Genomic DNA, 24276 nt, shown 5'->3' with positions numbered 1-24276 from the left:
CGTCCTTCAGCAGCTCTGACCTGACGCATGCCCGAGATCGGACTAAGGATCCGATGTGCTCACATTTATGGACATACCTTTAGAACGAGTACGGGTTCGCCGGCGCCACCTCGCGCTTCCTGCGCCGCAGCACCCAGGCGGCCACCACGCCGCCGATGAGCCCGAACAGGTGCCCCTGCCAGGAGATGCCCTGCTGGTTCGGCAGCAGCCCCGCGAGGATCCCCCAGTACGCGACACCCACGCCGATGCCGATCACGATGTCGAGCAGCCGCCGGTCGAACAGGCCACGGGCCAGGATGTAGCCGAAGTAGCCGAACACCAGCCCGCTGGCCCCGATCGTCAGGACGTTGGGGCTGGTCGCCCAGGTGCCCAATCCACCGATGAAAATGATCAGTACGGTCGCCCACAGGAACTTGCGCACATCGCGCAGCCCGGCCAGGAAGCCCAGCACCAGCAGCGGCACGGAGTTGGCCATCAGGTGGCCGAACCCGCCGTGCAGGAACGGCGCGAACAGGATGCCGACCAGCCCCTCGCCGTCCCAGCCGACGATGCCGAACTGGTAGTCGAGCGCGCCACCGAGGAAGTAGTCGACGCCCTCGACCACCCACATGACGGTCACCATGCCGACCACGATGATCAGCGCACTGAGCGCGCCGGACAGGAGCGCGCCAGCGCCACGCCTGGCCGACTCGAACCTGGAACCCGAATAGTCGCTCATGCGCTCTCCCGGCAACTCGGTCTACTCCCTCTTTACCGTATCCAGGCAGAGCTATGCGCGCGCTAAGGCGAGCCCCTCCCGTTCCTTGGGGGGAACGGGAGGGGGACGGTCATTCGCCCTTCCACTGGGGCGCGCGCTTCTCGGCGAAAGCGGCGGCGCCCTCCATGGCGTCCTTGGAGCCGAAGACCGGGTTGATGATCGCGGCCTGCTTCTCGAACATCTCCTCCAGCGACCAGTCCTGCGACTCGATGACCACCTTCTTGGTGGCGGCCAGCGCCAGCGGCGCGTTGGCGGCGATCTTCTTGGCCAGCTCCAGCGCGCCCTCCAGGGCCGCGCCGGGCTCGGTGATCCGGTTGACCAGGCCCAGCTCGTACAGGCGGGCGGCGTCGTAGTGGTCGCCGGTCAGCGCCATCTCCATGGCCACGTGGTACGGGATGCGCCGCGGCAGCCGCATGATCCCGCCCGCGCCCGCCACGAGGCCGCGCTTGGGCTCCGGCAGGCCGAACTTGGACTCCGATGAGGCCACGATGACGTCGCAGGCCAGCGCCAGCTCGAACCCGCCCGCCAGCGCGTAGCCCTCGACGGCGGCCACCAGCGGCTTCTTCGGCGGCGCCTCGGTCAGCCCGCCGAACCCGCGGCCCTTGACCACGGGGAAGTCCCCCGACAGGAACCCCTTCAGGTCCATGCCCGCGGAGAACGTGCCGCCCGCGCCGGTCAGGACGTAAGCGGAGATGTCGGGACGGGCGTCGAGCGTGTCCAGCGCCTCGGCGACTCCCCGCGCGACCGCCCCGTTGATGGCGTTGCGCGCCTTGGGGCGGTTGATGGTGAGGATCGCCACGTTGCCGGACTCCTCGACGAGCACTTCGTCAGACACGGGACCTCACTTACTTGGGCTGGAAGCGGATGCCGCCGTCGAAGCGGATGACCTCGGCGTTCATGTAGTCGTTCTCGATGAGCGACTTCACCAGGTGGGCGAACTCGTCGGCGCGGCCCATGCGCTTGGGGAAGACCACCGGCGCCACCAGCTTGGCCTTGAACTCCTCGGAGTTCGGGGAGAAGCCGTAGATGGGGGTGTCGATGATGCCGGGGCAGATCGTGTTCACCCGTACGCCGATGGCGGACAGGTCGCGGGCGGCGGGCACGGTCATGCCCACGATGCCGCCCTTGGAGGCCGAGTAGGCGAGCTGGCCCGTCTGCCCCTCCAGCGCGGCCACGGACGCGGTGTTGATCACCACGCCGCGCTGCCCGTCGGCGTCGGCCGGCTCGGTCTTGGCGATGGCGGCCGCGGCGATGCGCATGAGGTTGAACGTGCCGATCAGGTTGACCTCGATGACCTTGCGGTAGGTCGCCGGGTTGTGCGGGTTGCCCTCGCGGTTGACCGTGCGCTCGGCCCAGCCGATGCCGGCGCTGTTGACCACCACGCGCAGCGGCTTGCCGGTGGCCACGGCGGCGTCGACGGCGGCCTGCACCTGCTCGTCGTCGGAGACGTCCGTCTTGGCGAAGACGCCGCCGATCTCGTCGGCGACGGCCTTGCCGCGCTCCTCGTTGAGGTCGGCCACGACCACGGTGGCGCCTGCCTGGGCCAGCAGGCGGGCGGTGGCCTCGCCGAGGCCGCTGGCACCGCCGGAGATGATTGCTGCAGATCCGTTCACGTCCATAGCCGGACCCTAACCCGCAGACCGAATGAAGTTCTACTCGGGGGCGGTTAAAACTCGCCTACGGCGGTGTCGACGTCGGAGTACACCTTGATCCGGCGGTCGAGCCCGGTGGTGCGCAGGATGCGGGCCACCGGCGCCTGCGGCGCCGCGAGGGACACGCCGCCGCCCTCCCCCGTCGCCAGCCGCCACGCCTCGATCAGCACCGACAGGCCGCTGGAGTCCATGAACGAGAGCTGCTGCAGGTCGAGCACGAGCCGCGCGCTGTCCTGCTTGATGGCGTCACGCACCTCGTCACGCAGGAACGGCGCGGTGAACAGGTCAAGCTCTCCCTCGACGGCCACCACCACGGCGTCGCCCAGGGCGTGTCGCGCAAGCCGCAGCTTCATGGGCCCCTCCTCGATGAGCCACTGTACTTCGACATCCCCGGATACCGGGCATGCACAAACTACGAAAAGTCGGATGCAGGAGGACAAGGCGGGCCTAAACGCGCACCAAACGCCCCGTCAAGAACCATGCTCCGGGTTTCTACCCATCTCGCCGTCAATGCCCTGCCTGGGAGGCCAGGTTGCTTGGGTTGTTCACACGGCGGGGATCGCGAAGCCGTACGGCAGCTCCAGGCGGTGCCGGGCCAGCAGCTCGGCGTCGGCCAGCAGCTCGCGCGTGGGCCCGTCGGCGGCGATCACGCCGCCGGACAGGATGAGCGAGCGCTCACACAGCTCCAGCGCGTACGGCAGATCGTGCGTCACCATGAGCACCGTCACGTCGAGGGAGCGCAGGATCTCGGCCAGCTCCCTGCGCGCGGCCGGGTCGAGGTTGGAGGAGGGCTCGTCCAGCACCAGGATCTCGGGCGCCATCGCCAGCACCGTCGCCACCGCCACCCGGCGCCGCTGCCCGAACGACAGGTGGTGCGGCGGCCGGTCGGCGGCCTCCAGCATGCCGACCCGCTCCAGCGCCTCGGTGACCACCCGGTCGAGCTCCGCGCCGCGCAGGCCCGCGTTGGCCGGGCCGAAGGCCACGTCGTCGCGGACGGTGGGCATGAACAGCTGGTCGTCGGGGTCCTGGAAGACCAGGCCGACGCGCTGCCTGACCTCCTTGAGCGTGTCTTTGCGCACGGGCGTGCCGGCCACGGTGACACTCCCGTGCCCGGCGGTCAGGATGCCGTTGAGATGCATCACGAGCGTGGTCTTGCCGGCGCCGTTGGGGCCGAGCAGGGCCACGCGTTCGCCGCGCGCGATCGTCAGGTCCACCCCGAACAGCGCCTGGGTGCCGTCGGGATAGGCGTAGGCGAGCTGACGGACTTCGAGAGAGTTCACCACGTTAGTCCCCAGATGGCGAGGGCGACGGCGGGCAGGGCGAGGGCGGTGCCCCAGTGGGCCACGGTCGCGGGCAGCTCCTGGATGACGGGGAGCTGGCCCGTGTAGCCACGGCTGAGCATGGCGAGGTGCACGCGTTCGCCCCGTTCGTACGAGCGGATGAACAGCGCCCCCGCCGACCGCGCGATCACCGGCACGTGCCGCAGGTTGCGCGCCTCGAACCCGCGCGACTCCCTGGCCACCCGCATCCGCCGCATTTCCGCCACGATCACGTCCATGTACCTGAGCATGAACATGGCGATCTGCACCAGCAGGCTCGGCACCCGCAGCCGCTGCGCCCCCAGCAGGACGGCCCGCGGCTCCGTGGTGGCGGCCAGCAGGATGGAGGCCACCACGCCCAGCGTGGCCTTGGCCAGGATGTTCCAGGCCGCCCAGAGGCCGGGCACGCTCAGCGAGAGCCCCAGCACCTCGGTACGCTCCCCCAGCCCCACGACGGGGATGAGGAAGGCGAACAGCACGAACGGCACCTCGATCACCATGCGCCGCAAGACGTACGTGACCGGCACCCGGGCCGACACCGCGACGCCGGCCAGCAGGACGGCGTAGGCGGCGAACGCCCAGAAGTGCTCGCGCGGCGTGGCCACCACCACGAGCGCGAACGCGAAGACCGCCAGCAGCTTGCACTGCGGCGGCAGCCGGTGCACGACCGAGTCGACCGGCAGGTAGAGCCGGTGGTGGTGCCCAGCGCCCACGAATCACACCTTGATCTTGTTACGGCTGCGTGCGAGCCAGGCCACGACTCCGGCGATGAGCAACACCAGACCGACGCCGATGATCCCGGCCACGCCGACGGGAATCCCGCCCACCTCACCGTAGTCGGCCAGCGCCCATCCGCCGAACAGGTGGTCGGCCGCCTGGTCGATGAAGCCCTTGTTCTCGGCCACGGCCTCCAGCCCGTCGGGCGAGGAGGAGGCGAAGAAGGAGACGATCCCGGCCAGCAGCAGCGTCACGCCGACGCCGCCGAGCAGGAACGGCTTGAGCGTCCCGCGGGCGGCCGCCGGCCGCTCCTGCGTGCCCACGGTCGTGGTGGTGCCGCCGGCGCCGCGCAGCTCCAGCGGCTTGGTCAGGCCGCGGGCGCCGTACACGAGGTCGGGCCGCACGGCCAGCACGGCGCCCACGGTCACGGCCGTGATCAGGCCCTCGCCGATGCCGATCAGCAGGTGCACGCCGCCCATGGCGGCGGCCACGGTGCCGACCTCGATCGGCGCGGTGCCGCCGATCCAGAACAGCAGCGTGAAGACGAGCGCGGCGGCCGGCACCGAGATCAGCGCGGCCAGGAACGCCGCGATCACGACCTTCCCCCTGGTCATCATGGTGACCAGCCGGAAGACGCCCCAGCCGACGAGCACGGTGACGATGCCCATGATCGTGACGTTGATCCCGAGCGCCGTCAGCCCGCCGTCGGCGAAGAACACGCCCTGCACCAGCAGGACCACGGCCATGCACAGCACTCCTGTGTACGGCCCGGCGAGTATCGCGGCCAGCGCTCCGCCCAGCAGGTGGCCGCTGGTGCCGGCGGCGACGGGGAAGTTGAGCATCTGCACGGCGAAGATGAACGCGGCGACCAGCCCCGCCATGGGTGCGGTGCGGTCGTCGAGCTCGCGCCGCGCCCCCCGCAGACAGACGGCGACGCCGGCGGCCGCGACGACGCCGGCCGAGATGGATGTCGCTGCGTTGAAGAAGCCATCGGGTACGTGCACGGCTGCCTCCAGGAAGAGGTGCTCCGAGAAGGAGGAAGGACAAACGGTCCTACTTTAGGACATCGTCTTGCACCTGCACATAGATGGCAATTACCGCAAGATTCTTTTGACCAGGCTCTCCGCCGTCAGCCGCCGCACCACCGCGCTCAGCCGCCCCTTCCCCGACGTCGTGTACGGCCGCACGCTCCGCAGCAGGGCCGACCCCCACCAGCGGCGCGGCCCCGCCACCGTCTCGGTCTCGATCCTGAACCGCGCGGGCGGCCCGCCCAGGTCGAGCTCCAGGTAGGCGTCCCAGGTGCCGACCGTCAGCCTTCCCACGGCGGGCCTGGCCGCGAAGCCGCCGCCGGGCAGCGCCATCACGCGGTCGGCGCGCTCGCGCCCGCTGCGCCGCTCCCGCCACACGATCTGCTTGACGGCCGTGGCTGCGGGGGTGGTGCCGGCGACGGTGACCTCGCCGTCCATCACCAGCCGGTGCCCGAGCGCCCAGCGCATCCTGATCAGCCGCACCGTGCCGGGCACCGCGACCACGTGGCCGCCCATGTCGATGCTCAGGTTCCCGTTGTCCCTGGTGAAGTAGGGCAGGGCGACGACACCGCCGACGATGCGGGGGCGCGGCCTGCCGATGCCGCCGTCGCGTTCGGCGCCCAGCCGGCCGAGCCGGATCACGCCCTCGACCTCGACCGCCACCCGCAGGTCCCAGACGCCGGACTCCAGCGCGCTCACGTCCACCCGCGCGGTGAACTCGCCGCCCTTGCGCTCGGCCGGCACGACCACCTCCTTGGCGGGGTCGTGCCGGGCGCGCAGCACCACGGCCAGGCCGTCGTCCCTGGTGATGCCGTCGAGCCGGGCGGCGCCCGTCACCACCAGGCGCTCGCCCTCCCAGCGCAGCCCGGTCAGCCGGCGCCGGACGGTGGCGCTCTCGATGCGGGCCAGGCGCACCAGGCGCTCGATGTCGTCGAGGGCGCCGGCCCGCTGCCGGTCGATGGTGTTGAGCCGCTCGTGGACGCCCGGCGTGTACCACTCCTCGCACAGCGCGGCGACCTCGCGCGCGATGTCCTTGCGCCGCACGTCGTCGCTGTCCAGGAACGGCACTCCGAGCTGCGTGAAGATGTCCAGCCTGAAGTGCCGGCGCAGCAGGTGGTCACGCAGTGGCCCGGGCTCGACGTGCCGGGCCATGAGCCGGATGGGCTCGCGGATCATGGCCAGCCAGGCCAGCGGGTCCCTGCTGCCGGGCTGCTGCATGATGCTGCTGCCATCGGGCCTGGAGACGAGGTGGTAGCAGTCGTAGTCGGCCACCACGGAGACCGCCCGGGCGTGGCAGTAGGCGTGCACGGTGAACAGGATGTCCTCGCCGACCAGCATGCCCTCGCCGAACCTGATGCCGTGGCGCACGAGCAGCTCGCGCCTGAACAGCTTGTAGCAGCTCAGACTGTTGTAGACGGTGCTGTCGGCCAGGGTGACCCGGTCGGCGCCGTGCGCGAACATCGACACGGGCGCCCGCCTGCCGTGGCCCACGACCTTGCCGAGGACGATGTCGGTGTCGTTGCGGTCGGCCACGGCCACCATGCGTTCGAGCGCTTCGGGGCCGAGGTGGTCGTCGGCGTCGCAGAAGAAGACGTAGCGGCCGGTGGCGTGCTCGATGCCGACGTTGCGCGGCCGGCCGGCGCCGCCGCTGGCCTCGATGTGCACGACCTTGACGCTGCCGGGGTGATAGGCGGCGTAGAGGTCGAGGAGCTCGCCGCTGCCGTCGGTGGAGCCGTCGTCCACGACGACGATCTCCTTCTTGACCCGCTGGACGAGTGCCGAGGTCAGGCACCGGTCGAGGAAGGCCCGGCAGTTGTGTACGGGGATGACGACGCTGACGTCGACCGCGTCGTCATGCTCCGCTGCCCCCTGCATCGCCACCACTCCACAGTCACGTTGTCACGTTACGACGTCGTCCGGTCTCAGTATGTGACGAGCACAGGGGGTCGCGGGGGTGGATCCGAGGTCTTCCTCTTACTCATTTGGGAACTTCGGAGATTCGCGGGCAATCCCCTGGATAAGCTGCGAGATCTCCGCCGAATACCGCATTCGACCGGCACCGAACGAGTTTCAGGGAGGCGTATTTCCGCCGCGGGAGAAGAATTATCCCCGCCGGGTTCATTCCGCCACCACCGCCCGTCTCCGGTGATCCCGGCGCGAGAGCCGCGCGTCTACAGTTAGGCAACCTTGACCAGGAGGTGGCGGGAAATGGGATCGGATCTCCGCAGCGGCATAGCCGGCGGCTTGGCCGTGCACACTGCTGAGTTCATCGTCTCCTCGGCGCGCCTGACGGAGCTGCACGAGTGCTCCGCGATGCTGCGCCGCACGAGAAAGCGGGCCGAAGAGATCGTGGACGAGGCTCGCACGCTGCTGGCCGAGGCCGAGCGACATGGCGACCTGGAGCGTGCCTACCTGCTGCGCGACCAGCTCGAACAGGCACGCGACAGGTACGGGCAGGTGCTGACCGCCTACCTGTCGCTGACCCGCAAGATCAACGAGGAGCGGCAGGAGATCCTGCGGGCCCAGATGCTCCGGGATCGGCACTTGGGCTTGTCAGGAGTCGCCTGACGAGCTAGTGTCAGGCCATGCCTGACTGGAAAGAGAACCTCCGATGCTCCTTCTGTCACAAGAAGAGCGGGGACGTGAGCAAGCTCATTGCCGGGCCCGGCGTACACATTTGTGACGAATGCGTCGGGTTGTGCGTCGAAATCCTCGAACAGGAACGGCTGGCCGCTTCCACCGAACCGCGACTTCCGGCCTGGGAATCCATGACCGTCGAGCAAATTCTCGAACACCTCCCGAAAATCGCCGCCGTACAAGCACAAGTGGACGACAACCTGCGCGACTGGGTGGCGCACCTGCGCACCCGCGACACGAGCTGGGAGCGGATCGGCGCCGCCCTCGGCATGACGCGACAGTCCGCATGGGAACGGTTCAGAAGCGAGACCTGACAACGCGTTCAGAAGCGGGACCTGAGATCGCCTTCAGAAGCGAGATCCGAGATCGCGTGAACCTCTGTGGCAGATGGGGCGTCCAACCTCTCGAGGAGGCCCGATCATGCACGTCCTGGACGATGCCGCCCTCGATCTCGACCGGCTCCGGCTGGAGCTGCTCCTGATCAGGGTGCTGCACGAAGAGGCGGAGCGGCTGGCCGCCGGCTGAACGGGCTCCAGCTCCCCGGGCCACCCCCGGGGAGCTGGAGCAGGGGGCCGCCCGCATAAGATCCGGAACCATGCTGCGATGCGCCGTGCTCGACGACTACCAGGACGTGGCACTCGGCCTGGCCGACTGGTCCCGGGTGCGGGCCGAGAGCTTCCGCGAGCACTTCAGCCGCCAGGACGACCTCGTCGCCGCCATCCACGACTGCGAGATCGTCGTCGCCATGCGGGAGCGCACGCCGTTCCCCGCCGAGCTGTTCGACCGGCTCCCCCATCTGCGGCTGCTCGTCACCACCGGCATGCGCAACGCCTCCATCGACCTCGCGGCGGCGCGCGAGCACGGCGTCACCGTCTGCGGCACCGGCAGCGTCTCCACCCCGCCGGTCGAGCTGACCTGGGCGCTCATCCTCGGCCTGGCCCGCCACCTGGTGCCCGAATCCGCCGCCATGCGCGCCGGCGGCCCCTGGCAGCACACGATCGGCACCGACCTGCACGGCCGCACGCTCGGCCTGGTCGGCCTGGGCAAGATCGGCTCGCGGGTCGCGGAGGTCGGGCGGGCGTTCGGCATGGACGTCGTCGCCTGGAGCGCCAACCTCACCGAGGAGCGGGCCGCCGCCTGCGGCGCGCGCCTCGCCCCCGACCTCGACGCGCTGCTGACCGGCTCCGACATCGTCTCCGTCCACCTCGTGCTCAGCGAGCGGACGCGGGGGCTCATCGGCGAGCGGGAGCTGGCGCTGATGAAACCGACCGCCCACCTGATCAACACGGCCCGCGCGGCCATCGTCGACCAGGACGCGCTGGCCTCGGCGCTGCGCGCACGGCGGATCGCGGGGGCCGGGCTCGACGTGTTCGACCTCGAACCGCTGCCTGAGGGGCACGAGTTCCGTACGCTGCCGAACGTGCTGGCCACGCCGCACCTCGGTTACGTGACGGAGCTGAACTACCGCACGTACTTCCGCGAGGCCGTCGAGGACATCGACGCCTTCATCGACGGCGCCCCGATCCGCGTCCTGTCATGACGTGCTCCCGGCTCTGAGGGCGGCCGTCTCATGACCTGCTTCTGGCCCTGAAAGCGGCCGTCTTCACCCGTCCCTGGCAGGCCGTGGAGCAGAACCGGCGGGTGCCGTTGCGTGAGACGTCCACGTAGACGCGGTCGCAGTGCGGCGCCGTGCAGACGCCGAGGCGGTCGCTGAACTCGCTGCCCAGCACGATCGCCAGCCCCGTCGCGCAACTGGCCGCCCAGTCGCCCGCCATGGTGCCGCCGCGCCCGTGGAAGTGCAGGTGCCAGGGCTCGCCGTCGTGCCGTTCGAGCATCGGCCGGGCGTGCGTCTCCTCCAGCAGCGCGTTCACCTGCGTCGCCGCGCTGTCGATGTCGCCGTCCGCGACCGCCTCGAAGACCGTGCGCAGGCGGGCGGCGACCTGCGCCAGCTCGGCCCCCTCCGCCTCGGTGACCGCGCGCTGGGAGGTGTAGACGGCGCGGAGACCGGCGGTGGCGGCGGCGCCCGCGTCCGCCGGGACGGGGAAGGGCCGCCCGCGCCGCTCGCCCGGCGTCAGCTCGTTGACGAGCGACACCGCCACTCTGATCACGGCATCTGTGTGACTGTTGTAGTCCAATTGACCGGTTACACTCTCATGCTCTACGTTGTGACTGTCCAAATCTTAGATGACGGTTACAGGGGGCGTTTCATGCTTACTCACGAAGCCGCGACGAAGTGGATCGAGCGCTGGGACCGCCAGCAGGAGGGCTACCTGCCCGACCGTGAGGAGCGCTTCACGGCCCTGATCGACGCCGTGCAGGCACTCGGACGGCCCGACCCCGTGGTGGTGGACCTCGGCTGCGGCCCCGGATCGTTGTCCGCGCGGCTGCTGGAGCGGCTGCCCGAGGCCACGGTCGTGTCGGTGGACGCCGACCCGCTCCTGCTCGGGCTGGGGCGCGCGGCCTATCCGCAGCTCACGTTCGTCTCGGCCGACCTGCGTACGAGCGGATGGACCGGCCTGCTCGGCCTCGACGGCCGGCCCGTCGACGCCGCCGTCAGCACCACGGCCCTGCACTGGATCTCCGGCCCCGAGCTGAAGGGCGTCTACGCCGAGCTGGCCACCGTGCTGCGCCCCGGCGGCGTGCTGCTCAACGGCGACCACATGGACACCGAGGACACCACGCCCGCCCTGTCGCGCCTGGAGCAGGAGGTGCACCGCCTGGAGACCGAGCGGGTGTTCGGCGCGAACCGGCCGGAGGACTGGCGGTCCTGGTGGGACGCCGTCGAGGCCGACCCCGATCTCGCCGCCCTCAACGCCGCCAGGACCACGGCCGGCGCCTCCCACCACGGGTCCGAGTCGCACCTGCTGTCGCACCACGTCGAGGCGCTGCGCGAGGCCGGCTTCACGGAGATCGGCACGCTGTGGCAGCGCGGCAACAACCGCCTGCTCTGCGCCGTACGCGGCTGAGCCCCGGCGCGGGTTCTGGCCCCGCTCTTCCCGCCACCGGCGGCGGGGAGCCACAATGACGTCATGCCGAGCTTCAAGCGGCTGACGATAGCGGAGGCCAGAACCCTGACCCGCGCCGAGCTCCTGCCCCGCATCGAGGAGGAGCAGAAATACTGGTACGACCGCATCCACACGTGCTCGATGCGGCCCGGCGACGACAAGGCGTTCCGCACCTTCAACGACATCGTGCACATCGCCGCGAACCCCCACCGCGCCATCCACGACACCGACGCCATCGCCGAGGGCCGGCCCTTCGACCGCGACTACTGGACGAAGCCGCTCGGAGAGCTGGGCGAGTTGTAGGCATTCATGGGGCGCTGCTCGTTCGACGGGCGACGCAGCCAGGTGGCGTAGCGCCACAGCCACTCGACCGGCCCGTACCGGAAGTGCCGCAACCACAGGCCGGACAGCACGCGCTGCGCGGCGAGAATGCCCGCGGCGATCAGCAGCACCGTCCCCTCGGACCACGTGTCCGGCTTCCCGCCGAGCAACGCCGAGATCAGCAGGACCAGCACGGTGGCGCTCAGGTAATGGGTCAGGGCCATCTTCCCCAGCGGCGCGAAGATCGCCTGCAGCGCGGGGCGCAGCGGCGTCCTGAACAGCGCCAGCATCCCGCACACGTACACCCCCGCGGTCAGCAGCCCCGCGACCGCGAACGCGCTGTGGACCTGGTTGCTCTGCGCCCACGCCGCCGGCAGCGCCAGCACCGCGAAGACCAGCGTCGCCGGCCACCACGTCATCCGCTCCAGCCGCTCCGTCACCCCGTACCTGGTCAGCAGCGAGCCCAGCAGGAACAGAGCCGGCACCAGCACGACACCGTTCATGCCCAGCGCCAGCGGCACCACCAGCAGGACCCCCGCCAGCACCGCCACCGCCCAGCGGGGCAGCCACGTGGACGGCAGCAGCACCACCAGCCCGACGACGGCGTAGATCGTCAGGATGTCGCCGCGCCACAGCACGAACATGTGCAGCAGGCCGATGGCGAGCAGCACCAGCAGGCGGCGCAGCAACACCAGGCGGGGCCGGTCGGTACGGTTCGCGGCGCTCTTCAGCATCAGCGAGAAGCCGACGCCGAACAGCAGCGAGAAGATCGGGAAGAAGCGCTGGTCCGCGAGATAGCCGGGCCAGTCGGCCCCTACGGCGTGGCTCAGCACGTCGGCGTCCACGTTGGCGATCGGACGGACGTTGACGACGAGGATGCCGCAGAGCGCGAAACCGCGCAGGACGTCCAGGGCGGTGATACGGGGTTGCTGGGACATGCGGGGTTGCTGGGACATAGGGGGTTGTTGCTGGGGCATACCGCCCATCCTCGGGATCCGGCGCGCGCCGGGGATGGGCCGTCAGCAGGGTTTACGGCAGTACTTTCGGCCGATTCGGGACGGCGGCATGTGCGGCTGCGCGAGACCGCTCAGCCTGCCTTGACCAGTACTTCCGAGACCGCTCAGCCTGCCTTGACCAGCAACCTCCGGGGGCGGAAGACGAAGCCGTCGTCGCTCCACCGCACCGCCGCCAGATCCTCCTGCGCCCGCAACCCCGGCAGCCGGGTCACCAGCGCCCGGAACGCCTCCTGGAGCTCCATCCTGGCCAGGTTCGCGCCGAGGCAGTAGTGCGGGCCTTGCCCGAAGGTCAGGTGCGGGCTCGGCGGAGCGTCGGCGAACCGGTGGATGTCGAACCGCATCGGCTCCTCGTACACCACGGGATCGTGGTTGGCGGCGGCCAGGTTCGGCAGCACGACCGTGCCGGCCGGGATGGTGCCGCCGGACACCTCGACGTCCTCGGTGACCCGCCGCAGCATGCCGGTCCCGCCTGGGCCCTCGTGCCGCAGGATCTCCTCCACCGCCGCCTCCACCAGCTCCGGGCGCGCGGCGAGCTCGGCGTACTGATCGGGATGGCAGAGCAGCCGGAACGTGCCCCTGATCACCATCGAGGCGGTGGTCTCGTGCCCGGCGAGGATCAGCGTGAAGACCATGTTGGTCAGCTCGTCCTCGGTGAGCCGGTCGTCCTCGTCCCTGGCCTCGATGAGCAGGTCGATGAGGTCGTCGCCGGGCTCGGCACGATGCCGGGCGATCAGCTCGGCCGCGTACGCCATGAACGCGCCGAACGCCTCCCCGCGCGCCTCGGCGCCCGCCGTCGAGGTGGACAGGAACAGGTCCGTCCATTCACGGAACTGCTCGAACCGGTCCATCGGCACGCCGAGCAGCTCGCAGATCACCCGCGCGGGCAGCGGCAGCGCGAACGCCGCGGCCAGGTCGAACTCCTCGCCGGCCGCGTCGAGCAGCTCCCCGGCGATGGCCGCGACGCGGGGCCGCCAGCGTTCGATCTGCCTGGGGGTGAAGGTGCCGTGCAGGATGCGGCGGTAGCGGGTGTGCTCCGGCGGGTCCTGGTTGTTCAGTGCCGCCGGGTCGTCGTCGAGGAACGTGCCGCTGACCATCCTGGGCAGGCCGGGCTCGCGCAGGTTGCGACTGCTCGCGGGCGAGGTCAGCAGGTTCCGGACGTCGGCGTAGCGGACGAGCATCGGGATCCGGTCGCCGCTCGGCATCGTGGCCGCCTCCATGGGGGCCTCGGCGTGCCGGCGGATCAGGTCGGGCGAGGGGGTGCCGTACGGCCCTGGGGGAAGATCGGGCCAGGCTCCCTTACCGCTGCTGGGCTGCTCGGTCATGGCCGCCTCCTCGCACGGACCGTACGAGAGCGCCCGCGCCCGGTCAACCCCTCGGCTCCGGCCGGGAAACATGACACCCGTTGTCGGCTTTTCCTCCTACCGTCCTTCCTCATGAGCAGCAACCTGAAGGGCAAGGTCGCCCTGGTGGCCGGCGGAACGCGCGGCGCCGGCCGCGGCATCGCCGTCGAGCTGGGCGCGGCCGGCGCCACCGTGTACGTGACCGGCCGCACCACCCGCGAGACCCGATCCGAGTACGACCGCCCCGAGACGATCGAGGAGACGGCGGAGCTGGTGACGGCGGCGGGCGGCCACGGCATCGCCGTCCAGGTCGACCACCTTGAACGCGAGCAGGTCAAGGCCCTCATGGACCGCGTCTCCCGCGACCACGGCCGCCTCGACGTCCTGGTCAACGACATCTGGGGCGGCGAGCTCCTGGCCCAGTGGGAGACACCCTTGTGGCGCCACGACCTCGACGCCGGCCTGCGCCTGCTCCGCCTCGCCATCGACACCCACATCATCACCAGCCACTACGCGCTGCCGCTCCTGATCGAACGCCCCGGCGGCCTCGTCGTGGAGATGACCGACGGCACCAAGGACTACAACGACGCCAACTACCGCGTCTCGTTCTTCTACGACCACGCCAAGAGCGCCGTCATCCGCCTCGGCTACGCCCAGGCGCACGAGCTGCGCCCGTACGGATGCGCGGCGGTCACGCTCACGCCCGGCTGGCTGAGATCGGAGATGATGCTGGAGCACTACGGGGTGACGGAGGCGACCTGGCGCGACGCCACCGCCCGCGAGCCCCACTTCGTCATCTCCGAAACCCCCCGCTACGTCGGCCGCGCCGTCACCGCCCTCGCCACCGACCCGGACGTCCTGCGCTGGACCGGCCAGTCATTGTCCAGCGGCCAACTGGCCCGCGAGTACGGCTTCACGGACGTGGACGGCTCCCAACCGGACTGCTGGCGCTACCTGGTGGAGGTCCAGGACCCGGGCAAGCCCGCCGACCCAACCGGCTACCGCTGATCCTCACCCTCGTGCAAGCGCGATGAGTCGAACCAGTGCCCGGCTTGCGGCAGAAGCAGCAGGACAATGACGGCCCAGTGGAGCGCATGACGGCCGAACAGGGCTCCCCACGTCAGCGTGGAATAGAGGACCAGGTCGAGCATGCTCAGGCTGATGACCAGCACCTGCACAGCGATGGTCACCCATCGTACGAACGCCCGCCTGCTCGACCACCTGCTCAGCAGCCACCCGAGCAGGGCGGGCACCACGGCCGCGTAAACCAGGACGGGGAGCAGCTTCCCATCGAAGGTGGAGAAGAAACCGACCAGCACGAGCACCAAGCCCACCAGCCCGAAGGCGACTTGAACCGTGATGATGAACTGCGCCACCTTGACGCCGCGCCGCATCCGGGGCGTGCTGATGGGGTTCGTCACTACCTCATTATGGCCAAGACTCTCTCTGGAGATCTCCACCTGTTGCGCCCCTTTCACGAAGGCCGGGATCAGCCCGACGAGAGGGGCAGTCTGGCGGAGACCCGGTAGCCGCCGTCCGCCAACGGCCCCGCCCGCAGGTTGCCGCCCACGGCTCGGATCCGCTCGTCGAGCCCGATCAGCCCGTGGCCGCCCGTCAATGGCGTCGTGTCGTCCAGGTGCCGGCCTCGGCCATCGTCGGTGACGGACACGACGAGCTCGTCGTCCTTCCAGTCCAGCAGGACGACGGTGCGAGCGCCGGCGCCACCGTGCTTGAGAGCGTTGGTGAGCCCTTCGCTCACGACTCGATGTGCGGCCAGTCCGACGCTGACGTCGAGTGGCCGGGCCGTGCCGCGGTGGTCGACCTCGACGGAGAGGCCGGCGGCGACGATGCGTTCGATGACGGGGTCCAGGTCTTCGATGCCCCAGTGTGGCTGGAGCTCTCGGGTACCGTCGCTGATGCGCAGGCCGGCGTCCACGAGCACGCCGAGAAGGCGGCGCAGCTCGGCCATGGCTTGGCGACCGGTGGCTTCGATATTGGCGAGCGACTTCTCCACCTGCGGGAGCCCGGCAGGCAGGATGCGCCGTGTTCCTGCGGCCTGCAACACGATCACGGTAACCGAGTGAGCCACGATGTCGTGCAGCTCACGTGCGATGCGGGCCCGTTCCTCGGCGACCGCCGCCTGGCGCCGCGCTTCGGAGGCGCGCAGCTCCCGGCCACTGCGATGGGTGATCCGGGCGACCCCCCAGACGGCGAGTTCCAGCACCAGGTACAGGATGACGTTGACCAGCAACATGTTGCCCTGCTCGCCCGGCGGCGTGTCGGAGACCTCGTCGGCGACGATGAGCGCGGACGACAGGCTCGCACCCAGCAACGCGATCAGCGACCGGGGCAGGCTCGTCCGGGCCACGACGGTGTACAGCGCCACGAGCAGCCCCAACAGGGGGCGCCAGGGCAGGAACAGCTGTGCCACGAGGCTGTGCGCCAGCACGGCTGCGAACACCGGCCAGGGATGCTGCCGTCGCCAGGCGAGCACGGCGTACCCGGCCACGGCGTACCCGGCGATGACGGGCCACGGCACCGGGCCCACGCCGATGAGCCGGTCGGTGGACTGCGGCGTCCATTGCGTACGAAGATCGACGGCGCAGAGCAGGGCCGCGAGAACGGCGTCGCGCGCGACCACAGGCACGCTGCCCAGCCACACCGCGAATGCGCGTGAACGGCCCATCACAGCCGCCCCGCCCTAGAGGTCCGCTCGGAAGAAGCCTCCGGACCCGCACTCCGTGATGTTGGAGAACGGGCAGTTCGCGATCTCCCCCGGCGTGCGTTCGAGACGAATCTGCACCAGTGAGTGCAGTTGCCGGGCGACGATACCGTCAAGTCGGTCGAGCAGTTCGGCGGGGTGGACGTCGCGAAGCGGTCGCCTCGCCAGCTTCAGCTCGATGAGCGCCGACCAGATCTCACCCGTCCGTTCCAGTGCGCGCTCCACCACGTCCCGATCGAGCCGCGGCCTCGCCGCGCCGTAGCGGGACGGCTGGGCCAGCGGCACCAGCGCCACGCGTGCCCACGGCGTCTCTCTCAGTGATCGCACGAGCACCTGCAGCGGGCGGATGCGCTCGATCACGTCCCGCTCGCCGGCTCCTACCGGCGCGATCAGCACGTCGAGCTGCGGAGCGTCGCCGAACTCGACATCGGCAGGAAGATCGAACACCGCCTGTTCGGCCGTGATGAGCACGCCGAGCGCAAGATGGCACTCGGAGCTTCGCCGGTCGGGCGAGCGCCTCTGCAGCGACACCACGATCTCTGAGCCGTCCGGGAATGCCATGGCGCCGTCCTCTCCCGTTCAGAGCCGATGCACCGCATTGTCCCCGGAGAAGCACGACGGATCATCCCTCGGCGGTTGAGCTGGGCCCGTCCGATTTCGAGCGGACAGTCGTCCCGACAGTCCACCCCCAGTCGTATGTCCTGGATGCGATCCGCGGCGGACGGCCGCAGCGAGCCGGCGATGGGACGGCGGCCCGTCACCGCTGGCGGCGGCGAAATGTGCTCCCGTCACCGCCGACGGCGATCGTTCGCCGCCGGTCGCCAGCAGCCGCGGCCTGTGTGCGGTCTCGTACTGCCGGCGTATGCCCTCACCGGCCCTACCCCGGGAATCGGACGGGCAAGTGACGACTTCCAGAGGATTCGCCGCGGCCGGTCGGAGAGCACGCTGGGCTCGTGCGCGGGCCGAGCGGGCGCGCGCCGGTTCAGGAGGCGGATATGACGAACCTTCAGGAGCTCGTCCGGCACCTGGAGCAGCGGGCACGAGACAGCGACATCGACTTCGACACGCTCGCGGCACGGCTGCCGGACGATCCGCAGAGGCGGGCCGCGGCGCTGGCCACCGCGCTCGGGCTGGACGCCCTCGACGCGATGACCGGCCGGTTTTCCCTACAGGAGCTGGAGGAGCAGCGCCTGGCACGGATCGAGAGCGCCGGTACGGAAGGGCAGGCACAGGCATGACGACACCATTCACGGCAGGCATGGCCCTGCCGAGCCCGGCACACTGGGGCGTCGCCTACGTGGACGGGCAGGCTCCGTTCACGAACTTCGCCAGGCCGTTCGTCGTCGATCGCGCCAAGTGGTACTCGGTGCTCGAGGTCGAGGTGCTCACCTTCTACGAGGACCTCTCCCGATCGGCGGCGGTCTTCGTCGGCAGCACCCAGATCGGCGTGATCACCCCCCGGCCTGTGTCCCAGTTCGGGTCCCATGGCCTGCAGGTGTGCTCGTTCAACTTCAGCGGCGCAGCCTACGGCGGCTCGGCCCCGTACAGCGGCACCTACCTGCTCAGGATCGAGCCGGTGAGCCCTTCCGACCCCCTCATCGTGGGCAACTGGCGGGTGTTCTACGACCAATACGTATGACCGGGCTCAGGCCGGCCTCGCAGGCCGGCCTTTGGCCGGCAGCAGTGCCCTCACCAAGAAGCCGCCCGTCGGCGTGGGACCTGCGTCGAGCGTGCCGCCCACGGCGGCCGCACGCTCGCGCAGCCCGATCAGGCCGTGCCCGGTGGACAGGCCAGCGGATAGATCGGTGGATGAACCGGCGGGCGAAGCCGGGCCCGCGGCAGCATTGCCCTCGCCGACGTCGTTTCTCACCTCCACGCGCAGCCGGTCCTCGATGCGGGCCAGTTCGACGTGGGCGTGCGCGTCGCTGCCGACGTGCTTGGTCACGTTGGTGAGCGCCTCTTGCACGATCCGGTACGCGGCCAGGCTGACATCGGGGTCGATCCGGCCGAGGTCGGCGGCAAGGTCATGGGTGATGGAGAGTCCGGCCTGCCGCACCCCCTCCAGCAGCCTCTTCAGGTCGTCCACACCGGGCCGTGCGGTTCCGGCCGCCGAACCGTCATCGCCGGCCTCGTCGATGCGCAGCACGGTGAGCAGGTCCCGGAGCTGGCTCATGGTCTGCTGGCCGAAGTCGTCGACCTGCGCCAGCATCCGTCCGGCCTGGGGCGGATCGCTGGCGAGCACGCGCTGAGCGTTGGCGGAGCGCAGCAACATCATAGTCACCGAGTGGGCGACGACGTCGTGCAGTTCGCGCGCGATGCGCATCCGCTCGTCGATCACCGCCTGGAAGGCCTCAGCACGGCGGCGGTAGTCGAGCTCATCGATGCGCAGCCGGCTCAGCCGAGCCCACCGTCCGGTGACCCACACTCCTGCGAACCACAGGAAGTAGTAGGTAGGCATGGCTATGAGGGCGAGCGGGCTCGGCTCGGAAAGCCTGGCGTACTCGCCCACGGAGGCGGCCACGCCGGCGGTGAAGGACAGCGCCAGGGCCGCTACCGCCGTGTTGCGATTCGTCCGTGAGGCCACCGTGAACAGCGCCAGCATCAGGCTCAGCAGCGGCGTGGTGCCGGGCACCAGGAACTGCAGCACGTTGTGCAGCCACGTGAGCCCGAACACGACCACGGGCGACCGCCGTCGCCACATCAGGATGGCCACGGCGGCCGCCACATAGAGTCCTCTGCCGGCACTGGGTGCGGTCGGCGTCGAGAAGAGCACGACGTCGAGAGCCGTCACCGCGACCGCGAGCAAGACGTCCTGGAGCAGGATGGGTAGCGCACGCATGCGCTGGGCCGGTCGCGTCACATGGGATCGCCTCGCCTTCGCGGCCTCAGTGGCTGTGTTTGGAGCACCAGCACAACCATTGGCAGATGTCCGGGACCAGCTCGGAGTAGGAGTCGTAGACGAAGTCAGACATCTTTGGGCGTCGCTGGATCCGCTCCTTCTCGTTCGCCTCCCGCAGGAACTTCTCGGAAACCTTCCGGATCTTCGGGGGGACGGCCCCCACGCGGACCAGTGCTTTCCAGAAGCACCCGCCGTTCTCTTCCAGGACGCGCCCGACCTCGACCGGGTCGAAGCTGTACATCTGACTGGCGTACCGTGACCGCTCGACCAGTTGGAACGCGGCCACGACGGGATTCGCACGACCCCGGAGAGCGTACGTGACCCTCTGAGCGATCTCGTGGCGCTCGATGAGCATGTTCTTGGTCGGCGGGTTGGGCGCTATGAGCACCTCGATCTCTTCGCTGGTCTGCAGCAGCGCCGCGGGCGGGTCGGGGACCAGCACCACGTTGGAATCGCCGAGCACGCCGGCGGCCAGATGCCCAGCGATGCGATCGGGCGCCTTTTTGAGCTGCATGGAAACTCGGAGGTCGTTGGGAATGGAATATATGTCACACATGATCTGGATGCCTTTCCCGCAGAGGCCCCAGATCAGCTACCGAACGGGCCTCATACATTGAACACCTGTCGAACTGGGCTGTGAAGCTTTGTGTCGCAGGGCGGAGGCTGAGTGGCCGGTCAGCCTCCGCCGTCGTCGCGGTTGATTCCGCGGTGCGCTAGAAGCCGCCCGTCAGGGCGGAGAAATAGCCGACGACCTTTCACTCGAGGCGCACCCGGCCCCGTCTACCAGCACGGACGCAGGCGGCGGGCTCGGCCACCGTAGCCTCGGACGTCGGGGTTGTCGCTGCTGTCATACCGCTCTCCTGAGTGGCGATCGGGGTATTCGGTCTCGATGGTGCGTTGATCCCGGTGGTGATGTCGTCAGCCGGAAAGCGGATTCATGACGTCCCCCAGCGGAGGTAGCAGCCAGGCTGTAATAGGCACGGAGAATCAGGAAAGAAACCTGCGTCCGCACGTGTCTGAGCCATCGCCAAGCCACTCTTGTGGCGTATGAAAGATCCCCTTGGAGATCGGATCCGATATCAGCAGCCGCTGGCCGGGCGTGGTCCCGTACGACGATCTGCGACCCGCGTCTGACGGCGAAAATCCGACTGGAAGCAGACGACCGCGGCGGGGACGCGAGCAAGTATTCGGAGCTGACAACCGGATGCGGCGCAAGGCCGCGAGAAGGAGAGTTCAGCATGGGACCGAACGACGCCGAGCTTGTCCAGGTCTACACACGCAACGTGGGCAAGACGATCGCCGACGTGACCTTCAGCTCCACCGCCGACTTCGAGGTCGTGGTGGAGGTTGAGGCGGGCGACGCCATGTTCAGCGCGGGAGCGGAGTACACCGTCGACATCGTCGTGAGAGACCTCACGGCCAACGACACCATTCCGTTCACACCCGGGCGGATCAAGGACAACCTAGGTAAACCGACATGGCCGAAGGAGGACAACGCCTTCGTGTTCACGGTGCAGGCGGCGAACCTCGCCAGTAGGAAGGGGCACCTGTGCGAGGTCCACGGCTACCTGCTGGTGGGCATCCGCAACTTCGACTCCAGCTTCGCGCGGAGCCGCACCTTCCTCATCCAGCCCTGACCTCCCTCACTCGACGCTGGCAGAGGGCACCTTCCTCATCCAGCGCCGGCAGAGGGCACCAGAAGCCGTGCCGGGGGCGCCGTCGTGGCGCTCCTGGCACGGCCTACCGGACCGGCCTGACCGGTCGGACCGACGCCCCACCGAACCGACGCCCCACCTGACCGACATCGCCGCACCGATTCCGAGCTTCGCAAAAGCCCCGGCCTGCCATCCGAAACCTTCGACCGGATACACGCCCCTCGACGAGAGGCTCCAGCTCGAGGACAATCCTCACGAAGGGCGCCAAGTGCCAGGGGCGGGGAGGCGCGGTGGCGATTCGGGTACTTGTCTGCGACGACCTACCCCTCATTCGCGAGGGCCTCACTCTGCTGCTCGGCGTAGAAGACATCGTCGTCCTCGGACAGACCGGCGACGGCGTCGAGGCGGTCGAACAGGCCCGAGCCCTGCAACCCGATGTGGTGCTCATGGATGTCCGGATGCCTCACCTCGACGGCGTGGAAGCGACGCGTGAAATCACCGCCGACGGTTTCGCCAAGGATCCGGACCGGCCTATCAAGGTGCTCATCCTGACCATGTTCGACATCGACGACGCGGTGTACAGCGCGTTGCGGGCCGGCGCGTCGGGCTTCATGCTGAAGGACGCCGCGCCCCAGGAGCTCATCATGGCGGTTCGGGCGGTGGCCGCAGGCGACGCCTGGATCGCGCCAGGCGTTACCAGACGCCTGCTCAGAGACTTCGCCGCCCGTCACGATCCTCAGCGGCCGACGCCGGCCGAGCTCGCCAGCCTCACCACTCGCGAACGGGAAGTGCACGTACTCGTCGCCCACGGCCTGTCCAACACGGAGATCGCCGGCCGCCTGAGCGTGAGCGAGGCCACGGTCAAGACGCATCTTGGGCGCGTCCTCATCAAGCTGGGCCTGCGAGACCGCGCCCAGGCCATCGCCGCCGCCTACCATTGCGGCCTCGTTCAGCCAGGCAGCAGTCTGCCGCCCGTGAACAGCTGACGCCCCCCACCACTGCCTCCCGCTTCCGAGCGGGTGCCGTCCCGTCCCACCCCGATGCCGCACGCCAGTGCGCTGTCAGCGCACGCCAGTGCGCTGTCAGCCCGGAGTCGGACCCCGCAAATCAAACCACGAGGGGATTCGCGCGGATTGAGGCACGTCCACAGTGAAGGCAAAGCCACGGCGAGGACGGGAGATCGCACATGCCAAGGCTCGACAAGGCGATCATCGCCGCGATGCTGGCGGCCCTGCTGGGCTGGCCGCTGTCCGGCTGCGCCACGAAACGGGAAGACGTGCCCACCTCAAGGCCGCCGGTGGAGACCACCGGCGGAGCCTCCGAGGAGGCCCCGACGTACAAAGCTCCCTCATCGGAAGCCGCAGCGTCCGACGATCCGGCGGCGACGTCCGACGAATCGGCGGCGACATCCGACGAACCGGCGGCGACGTTTCCCAGCCCGCTCGTCGGCATCTGGGAGAGCACAGGTCCGGGCGCTGCTCTGCTGGTCTACAAGTTCGATGAGAACGGGACATACCGGCACGCTGGCGTGCTCAACCAGCAACGCGCCTCCGGAGTCTTCAGCTTCGAGATCGCCGTGATGGGCCAGGCGGAAGCTGACGGCGAGACGCTCATCCTGCGCCCCGCCGCAGGCACCAAGACCCTCAGGGATCCTGACTCCCCGAGCAGCAGTTACCGCGACCGGCCGATGGACGACCTCAGCCCCGAACGCTACGCATGGCGCATGGCGGACGGCATGCTCAAGTTGACGTCCGACTCCGGCGACACGATCTCGTACAAGCGGTCGGGGTGAGAGCGGCGAGGCGCGCCCGGACGGTCATGCGAGGCTGGACAGGCTCGAACGCCCTACAGACGCTGGTGACCGTACTCGTCGCCCTCATCCTGGGTGTGAGCGCGCTCCTGTCGTCCGAGGCGACAGGAGACTGGCACGAAGCGCTGCGCCAGCAGATCAAGCGTTCGGCCATGAGTCTGGAGAACATCCGGCACGTCTACGCCGACGAGGCGCCTGAGGCCCTGTGGGTGGCGATCTCCGAGGCGAGGGCAGCCGAGCTGCGGCTGGGCGCCGATCCTCTTGCCCGCAGCGAGGCGGCCGTGGAAACCCAGGTGGCCTGGCACCTGCGCACCGCTCACCACGGAGACGAGACCTTGCTCGACGGCGATCGCTACCGGTCTCCGGGCGGCTTCGAGGTGCCCCAGCGCCTGGCCGCCATAGAACGCGAGAACCCCGCCCCTGATCCGGAAGCCGCCCGCGGGGCGGGAGATCGCGCCGCCGATCTTGCGTCGCTCATCGGCATGCTGACCGTACCGATCGTACTGGTCTACCTGCTGGGGCAGGCTGTACTGCTCGCCCGCCGCCGGACACTTCGGCGCAGAGCGCAGAGGCAGGAACGAAAGCGAGACGTCGGGCTGATCCCTGAGCCCGAGCGGCAACGGCGTTTCGCGCTGACGCTCGGGGTTTCCGTCTGGGTCACCATGACCCTGCTGGCACCCGCGTACGCGTACGCCCAGATCGAGGAGCAGCGCGCGCTCATCTCCGCGGCGACGCAAGCGGACAGGGTCGCGGCGAGCATCGCAGGCAGCAGCCTGGCCTTCGCCTTCCGGCTGGCGGGCGACCGCGAAGCCCTGCACCTCCAGCTGCGGGCGGCTGGGCGGGAGTACACGGCACTCGACGTGGCCGAGCACGCGACGGGCCAGCACGAGATCGCCGTCGCCGACGAAGCGGCTGCCGGAGTGGTGAAGAAGATCGCCGCACACATGAGCCGTCCTCCTGTCCCGGGCGATGGTGTCAGCGACACCACCCTCGACTACCTCACGGCAACCCCTGACGACTGGGACGCACGCCTGGCGGAGCAGGTGGCGCAGGCAGAGCTGGCCGACGAAGCGGGAAAGTGGGGCAATCTTCTCGGTCTGGTCATCCTCTTCGCCGCCTTCGCCGCCGCTCTCGTGGCGCTCGCCGAGGTCACGGATCCGGCGCAGCAGGCCGCCGCGATACGGAAGACCGCCTTAGGCCTGCTCGCCGGAGCGGCCCTGCTGATCGCGTACGGTCTCATCGGTTGATCACCGCTCTCGCGGACGCCGATGAACCCCCGGAACCCTCAAGATCGCGTCAGTCGGTGCCGGTTGCTGTATGGCCCTGTTGAACGAGATGGTTGCTGGATGTCACACCGTTCGCAGTAGGCCGCCACAGCTCGTAAGCCTTCGACCGGAT

Annotated in this window: 28 protein-coding genes; 12 read left to right on the top strand and 16 right to left on the bottom strand. The window is 69.5% G+C overall.

Annotated features, from left to right (window positions below):
• Positions 1-79: 79 nt before the first annotated feature.
• From HCN51_RS21740 to HCN51_RS21705, 8 genes are all read right to left on the bottom strand, one after another.
• Positions 80-718, bottom strand: a complete 639-nt coding sequence (locus HCN51_RS21740) for a rhomboid family intramembrane serine protease (protein WP_168011333.1) — start codon at positions 716-718, stop codon at positions 80-82.
• 109 nt (positions 719-827) lie between these two features.
• Entirely contained in the window at positions 828-1592 is a 765-nt protein-coding gene (locus HCN51_RS21735) for a crotonase/enoyl-CoA hydratase family protein (protein ID WP_080043293.1), read from the bottom strand.
• Positions 1593-1602: 10 nt separating this feature from the next.
• Positions 1603-2376 (bottom strand): SDR family NAD(P)-dependent oxidoreductase, encoded by a 774-nt coding sequence (locus tag HCN51_RS21730; RefSeq protein WP_080043294.1) that lies wholly within the window; start codon positions 2374-2376, stop codon positions 1603-1605.
• A 47-nt stretch (positions 2377-2423) separates the two neighbouring features.
• The gene (locus HCN51_RS21725) at positions 2424-2762 is read right to left on the bottom strand and encodes an STAS domain-containing protein (protein ID WP_080043295.1); all 339 of its coding nucleotides are present in this window, start codon (positions 2760-2762) and stop codon (positions 2424-2426) included.
• A gap of 192 nt (positions 2763-2954) precedes the next feature.
• Positions 2955-3692 (bottom strand): energy-coupling factor ABC transporter ATP-binding protein, encoded by a 738-nt coding sequence (locus tag HCN51_RS21720; protein WP_428981545.1) that lies wholly within the window; start codon positions 3690-3692, stop codon positions 2955-2957.
• Positions 3686-4441: a cobalt ECF transporter T component CbiQ gene (cbiQ, locus tag HCN51_RS21715; RefSeq protein ID WP_168011331.1), complete on the bottom strand. Its 756-nt coding sequence runs from the start codon at positions 4439-4441 to the stop codon at positions 3686-3688. The genes HCN51_RS21720 and cbiQ overlap by 7 nt, the downstream gene beginning before the upstream one ends.
• A 3-nt stretch (positions 4442-4444) precedes the next feature.
• A complete protein-coding gene (locus tag HCN51_RS21710; protein WP_168011330.1) occupies positions 4445-5449 on the bottom strand; it encodes an energy-coupling factor ABC transporter permease in 1005 nt (334 codons plus the stop codon).
• Positions 5450-5539: 90 nt separating this feature from the next.
• Positions 5540-7348, bottom strand: a complete 1809-nt coding sequence (locus HCN51_RS21705; RefSeq protein ID WP_168011329.1) for a glycosyltransferase family 2 protein — start codon at positions 7346-7348, stop codon at positions 5540-5542.
• A gap of 333 nt (positions 7349-7681) precedes the next feature.
• Here HCN51_RS21705 and HCN51_RS21700 point away from each other — a divergent pair, with 333 nt between their 5' ends.
• The 3 genes from HCN51_RS21700 (at position 7682) to HCN51_RS21690 (ending at position 9650) form a co-directional block, all read left to right on the top strand.
• Positions 7682-8041: a hypothetical protein gene (locus HCN51_RS21700; protein WP_168011328.1), complete on the top strand. Its 360-nt coding sequence runs from the start codon at positions 7682-7684 to the stop codon at positions 8039-8041.
• A 17-nt stretch (positions 8042-8058) separates the two neighbouring features.
• Complete coding sequence (locus HCN51_RS63015) at positions 8059-8424, top strand: ClpX C4-type zinc finger protein (RefSeq protein ID WP_168011327.1); 366 nt, start codon at positions 8059-8061, stop codon at positions 8422-8424.
• Between the two features lie 281 nt (positions 8425-8705).
• Entirely contained in the window at positions 8706-9650 is a 945-nt protein-coding gene (locus HCN51_RS21690; RefSeq protein ID WP_168011326.1) for a D-2-hydroxyacid dehydrogenase family protein, read from the top strand.
• A 28-nt stretch (positions 9651-9678) separates the two neighbouring features.
• Here the strand turns inward: HCN51_RS21690 and HCN51_RS21685 are convergent, their stop codons facing one another.
• On the bottom strand, positions 9679-10218 hold the full coding sequence (locus HCN51_RS21685; protein WP_346433735.1) for a CGNR zinc finger domain-containing protein: 540 nt from the start codon (positions 10216-10218) through the stop codon (positions 9679-9681).
• 99 nt (positions 10219-10317) lie between these two features.
• Here HCN51_RS21685 and HCN51_RS21680 point away from each other — a divergent pair, with 99 nt between their 5' ends.
• On the top strand, positions 10318-11076 hold the full coding sequence (locus HCN51_RS21680; RefSeq protein WP_168011324.1) for a class I SAM-dependent methyltransferase: 759 nt from the start codon (positions 10318-10320) through the stop codon (positions 11074-11076).
• A gap of 63 nt (positions 11077-11139) precedes the next feature.
• Positions 11140-11418: a hypothetical protein gene (locus HCN51_RS21675; protein WP_168011323.1), complete on the top strand. Its 279-nt coding sequence runs from the start codon at positions 11140-11142 to the stop codon at positions 11416-11418.
• Here the strand turns inward: HCN51_RS21675 and HCN51_RS21670 are convergent.
• Positions 11379-12374, bottom strand: coding sequence for a DUF418 domain-containing protein (locus tag HCN51_RS21670; RefSeq protein WP_240973086.1), 996 nt, complete (start codon positions 12372-12374; stop codon positions 11379-11381). The genes HCN51_RS21675 and HCN51_RS21670 overlap by 40 nt on opposite strands.
• Before the next feature lie 182 nt (positions 12375-12556).
• Entirely contained in the window at positions 12557-13774 is a 1218-nt protein-coding gene (locus HCN51_RS21665) for a cytochrome P450 (RefSeq protein WP_168011321.1), read from the bottom strand.
• A 111-nt stretch (positions 13775-13885) separates the two neighbouring features.
• On the opposite strand from HCN51_RS21665, the gene HCN51_RS21660 reads away from it, so the two are divergent.
• The gene (locus HCN51_RS21660) at positions 13886-14800 is read left to right on the top strand and encodes an SDR family oxidoreductase (RefSeq protein WP_168011320.1); all 915 of its coding nucleotides are present in this window, start codon (positions 13886-13888) and stop codon (positions 14798-14800) included.
• Here the strand turns inward: HCN51_RS21660 and HCN51_RS21655 are convergent.
• The 3 genes from HCN51_RS21655 to HCN51_RS21645 all read right to left on the bottom strand — a co-directional run bounded on the left by HCN51_RS21655 (position 14791) and on the right by HCN51_RS21645 (position 17075).
• The gene (locus HCN51_RS21655; RefSeq protein WP_168011319.1) at positions 14791-15213 is read right to left on the bottom strand and encodes a hypothetical protein; all 423 of its coding nucleotides are present in this window, start codon (positions 15211-15213) and stop codon (positions 14791-14793) included. The two genes, HCN51_RS21660 and HCN51_RS21655, sit on opposite strands and share 10 nt — an antisense overlap.
• A 68-nt stretch (positions 15214-15281) precedes the next feature.
• Positions 15282-16433 (bottom strand): histidine kinase, encoded by a 1152-nt coding sequence (locus tag HCN51_RS21650; RefSeq protein ID WP_168011318.1) that lies wholly within the window; start codon positions 16431-16433, stop codon positions 15282-15284.
• Between the two features lie 60 nt (positions 16434-16493).
• Complete coding sequence (locus HCN51_RS21645; RefSeq protein WP_168011317.1) at positions 16494-17075, bottom strand: hypothetical protein; 582 nt, start codon at positions 17073-17075, stop codon at positions 16494-16496.
• Between the two features lie 434 nt (positions 17076-17509).
• On the opposite strand from HCN51_RS21645, the gene HCN51_RS21640 reads away from it, so the two are divergent.
• Together HCN51_RS21640 and HCN51_RS21635 are read left to right on the top strand one after the other, a co-directional pair.
• The gene (locus HCN51_RS21640; RefSeq protein ID WP_168011316.1) at positions 17510-17752 is read left to right on the top strand and encodes a hypothetical protein; all 243 of its coding nucleotides are present in this window, start codon (positions 17510-17512) and stop codon (positions 17750-17752) included.
• On the top strand, positions 17749-18153 hold the full coding sequence (locus tag HCN51_RS21635; RefSeq protein ID WP_168011315.1) for a hypothetical protein: 405 nt from the start codon (positions 17749-17751) through the stop codon (positions 18151-18153). Before HCN51_RS21640 ends, HCN51_RS21635 begins: the two co-directional genes overlap by 4 nt.
• 6 nt (positions 18154-18159) lie before the next feature.
• Here HCN51_RS21635 and HCN51_RS21630 read toward each other — a convergent pair whose 3' ends face one another.
• Both HCN51_RS21630 and HCN51_RS21625 read right to left on the bottom strand, forming a co-directional pair.
• The gene (locus HCN51_RS21630; RefSeq protein ID WP_168011314.1) at positions 18160-19353 is read right to left on the bottom strand and encodes a sensor histidine kinase; all 1194 of its coding nucleotides are present in this window, start codon (positions 19351-19353) and stop codon (positions 18160-18162) included.
• A 46-nt stretch (positions 19354-19399) separates the two neighbouring features.
• Positions 19400-19927 carry a hypothetical protein gene (locus HCN51_RS21625; RefSeq protein WP_168011313.1) on the bottom strand — a complete coding sequence of 176 codons (528 nt, stop codon included), beginning with the start codon at positions 19925-19927 and terminating at the stop codon, positions 19400-19402.
• A gap of 724 nt (positions 19928-20651) precedes the next feature.
• On the opposite strand from HCN51_RS21625, the gene HCN51_RS21620 reads away from it, so the two are divergent.
• The 4 genes from HCN51_RS21620 (at position 20652) to HCN51_RS21605 (ending at position 24125) form a co-directional block, all read left to right on the top strand.
• Positions 20652-21050 carry a hypothetical protein gene (locus tag HCN51_RS21620; protein ID WP_168011312.1) on the top strand — a complete coding sequence of 133 codons (399 nt, stop codon included), beginning with the start codon at positions 20652-20654 and terminating at the stop codon, positions 21048-21050.
• 308 nt (positions 21051-21358) lie between these two features.
• Complete coding sequence (locus HCN51_RS21615) at positions 21359-22054, top strand: response regulator (protein ID WP_168011311.1); 696 nt, start codon at positions 21359-21361, stop codon at positions 22052-22054.
• A gap of 200 nt (positions 22055-22254) precedes the next feature.
• Positions 22255-22860 (top strand): hypothetical protein, encoded by a 606-nt coding sequence (locus HCN51_RS21610; RefSeq protein ID WP_168011310.1) that lies wholly within the window; start codon positions 22255-22257, stop codon positions 22858-22860.
• A gap of 65 nt (positions 22861-22925) precedes the next feature.
• Positions 22926-24125 carry a hypothetical protein gene (locus tag HCN51_RS21605; protein WP_168011309.1) on the top strand — a complete coding sequence of 400 codons (1200 nt, stop codon included), beginning with the start codon at positions 22926-22928 and terminating at the stop codon, positions 24123-24125.
• The last annotated feature ends 151 nt before the right edge of the window (positions 24126-24276 follow it).

It is taken from the genome of Nonomuraea composti, assembly GCF_012034275.1.
Taxonomy (GTDB): domain Bacteria; phylum Actinomycetota; class Actinomycetes; order Streptosporangiales; family Streptosporangiaceae; genus Nonomuraea; species Nonomuraea composti.
The sequence above is the reverse complement of the archived record's forward strand: the minus strand, read 5'-3'. Positions and strand labels throughout refer to the sequence as shown.

Excerpts from the sequence above, each read along its gene's own strand:
- HCN51_RS21630 (WP_168011314.1), bottom strand. The coding sequence starts at position 19,353 with ATGCGTGCGCTACCCATCCTGCTCCAGGACGTCTTGCTCGCGGTCGCG.
- HCN51_RS21620 (WP_168011312.1), top strand. The coding sequence starts at position 20,652 with ATGGGACCGAACGACGCCGAGCTTGTCCAGGTCTACACACGCAACGTG.
- HCN51_RS21690 (WP_168011326.1), top strand. The coding sequence starts at position 8,706 with ATGCTGCGATGCGCCGTGCTCGACGACTACCAGGACGTGGCACTCGGC.
- HCN51_RS21700 (WP_168011328.1), top strand. The coding sequence starts at position 7,682 with ATGGGATCGGATCTCCGCAGCGGCATAGCCGGCGGCTTGGCCGTGCAC.
- HCN51_RS21680 (WP_168011324.1), top strand. The coding sequence starts at position 10,318 with ATGCTTACTCACGAAGCCGCGACGAAGTGGATCGAGCGCTGGGACCGC.
- HCN51_RS63015 (WP_168011327.1), top strand. The coding sequence starts at position 8,059 with ATGCCTGACTGGAAAGAGAACCTCCGATGCTCCTTCTGTCACAAGAAG.
- HCN51_RS21675 (WP_168011323.1), top strand. The coding sequence starts at position 11,140 with ATGCCGAGCTTCAAGCGGCTGACGATAGCGGAGGCCAGAACCCTGACC.
- HCN51_RS21725 (WP_080043295.1), bottom strand. The coding sequence starts at position 2,762 with ATGAAGCTGCGGCTTGCGCGACACGCCCTGGGCGACGCCGTGGTGGTG.
- HCN51_RS21660 (WP_168011320.1), top strand. The coding sequence starts at position 13,886 with ATGAGCAGCAACCTGAAGGGCAAGGTCGCCCTGGTGGCCGGCGGAACG.
- HCN51_RS21670 (WP_240973086.1), bottom strand. The coding sequence starts at position 12,374 with ATGTCCCAGCAACCCCGTATCACCGCCCTGGACGTCCTGCGCGGTTTC.
- HCN51_RS21705 (WP_168011329.1), bottom strand. The coding sequence starts at position 7,348 with ATGCAGGGGGCAGCGGAGCATGACGACGCGGTCGACGTCAGCGTCGTC.
- HCN51_RS21625 (WP_168011313.1), bottom strand. The coding sequence starts at position 19,927 with ATGCAGCTCAAAAAGGCGCCCGATCGCATCGCTGGGCATCTGGCCGCC.
- HCN51_RS21665 (WP_168011321.1), bottom strand. The coding sequence starts at position 13,774 with ATGACCGAGCAGCCCAGCAGCGGTAAGGGAGCCTGGCCCGATCTTCCC.
- HCN51_RS21730 (WP_080043294.1), bottom strand. The coding sequence starts at position 2,376 with ATGGACGTGAACGGATCTGCAGCAATCATCTCCGGCGGTGCCAGCGGC.
- HCN51_RS21640 (WP_168011316.1), top strand. The coding sequence starts at position 17,510 with ATGACGAACCTTCAGGAGCTCGTCCGGCACCTGGAGCAGCGGGCACGA.
- HCN51_RS21740 (WP_168011333.1), bottom strand. The coding sequence starts at position 718 with ATGAGCGACTATTCGGGTTCCAGGTTCGAGTCGGCCAGGCGTGGCGCT.
- HCN51_RS21610 (WP_168011310.1), top strand. The coding sequence starts at position 22,255 with ATGCCAAGGCTCGACAAGGCGATCATCGCCGCGATGCTGGCGGCCCTG.
- HCN51_RS21635 (WP_168011315.1), top strand. The coding sequence starts at position 17,749 with ATGACGACACCATTCACGGCAGGCATGGCCCTGCCGAGCCCGGCACAC.
- HCN51_RS21645 (WP_168011317.1), bottom strand. The coding sequence starts at position 17,075 with ATGGCATTCCCGGACGGCTCAGAGATCGTGGTGTCGCTGCAGAGGCGC.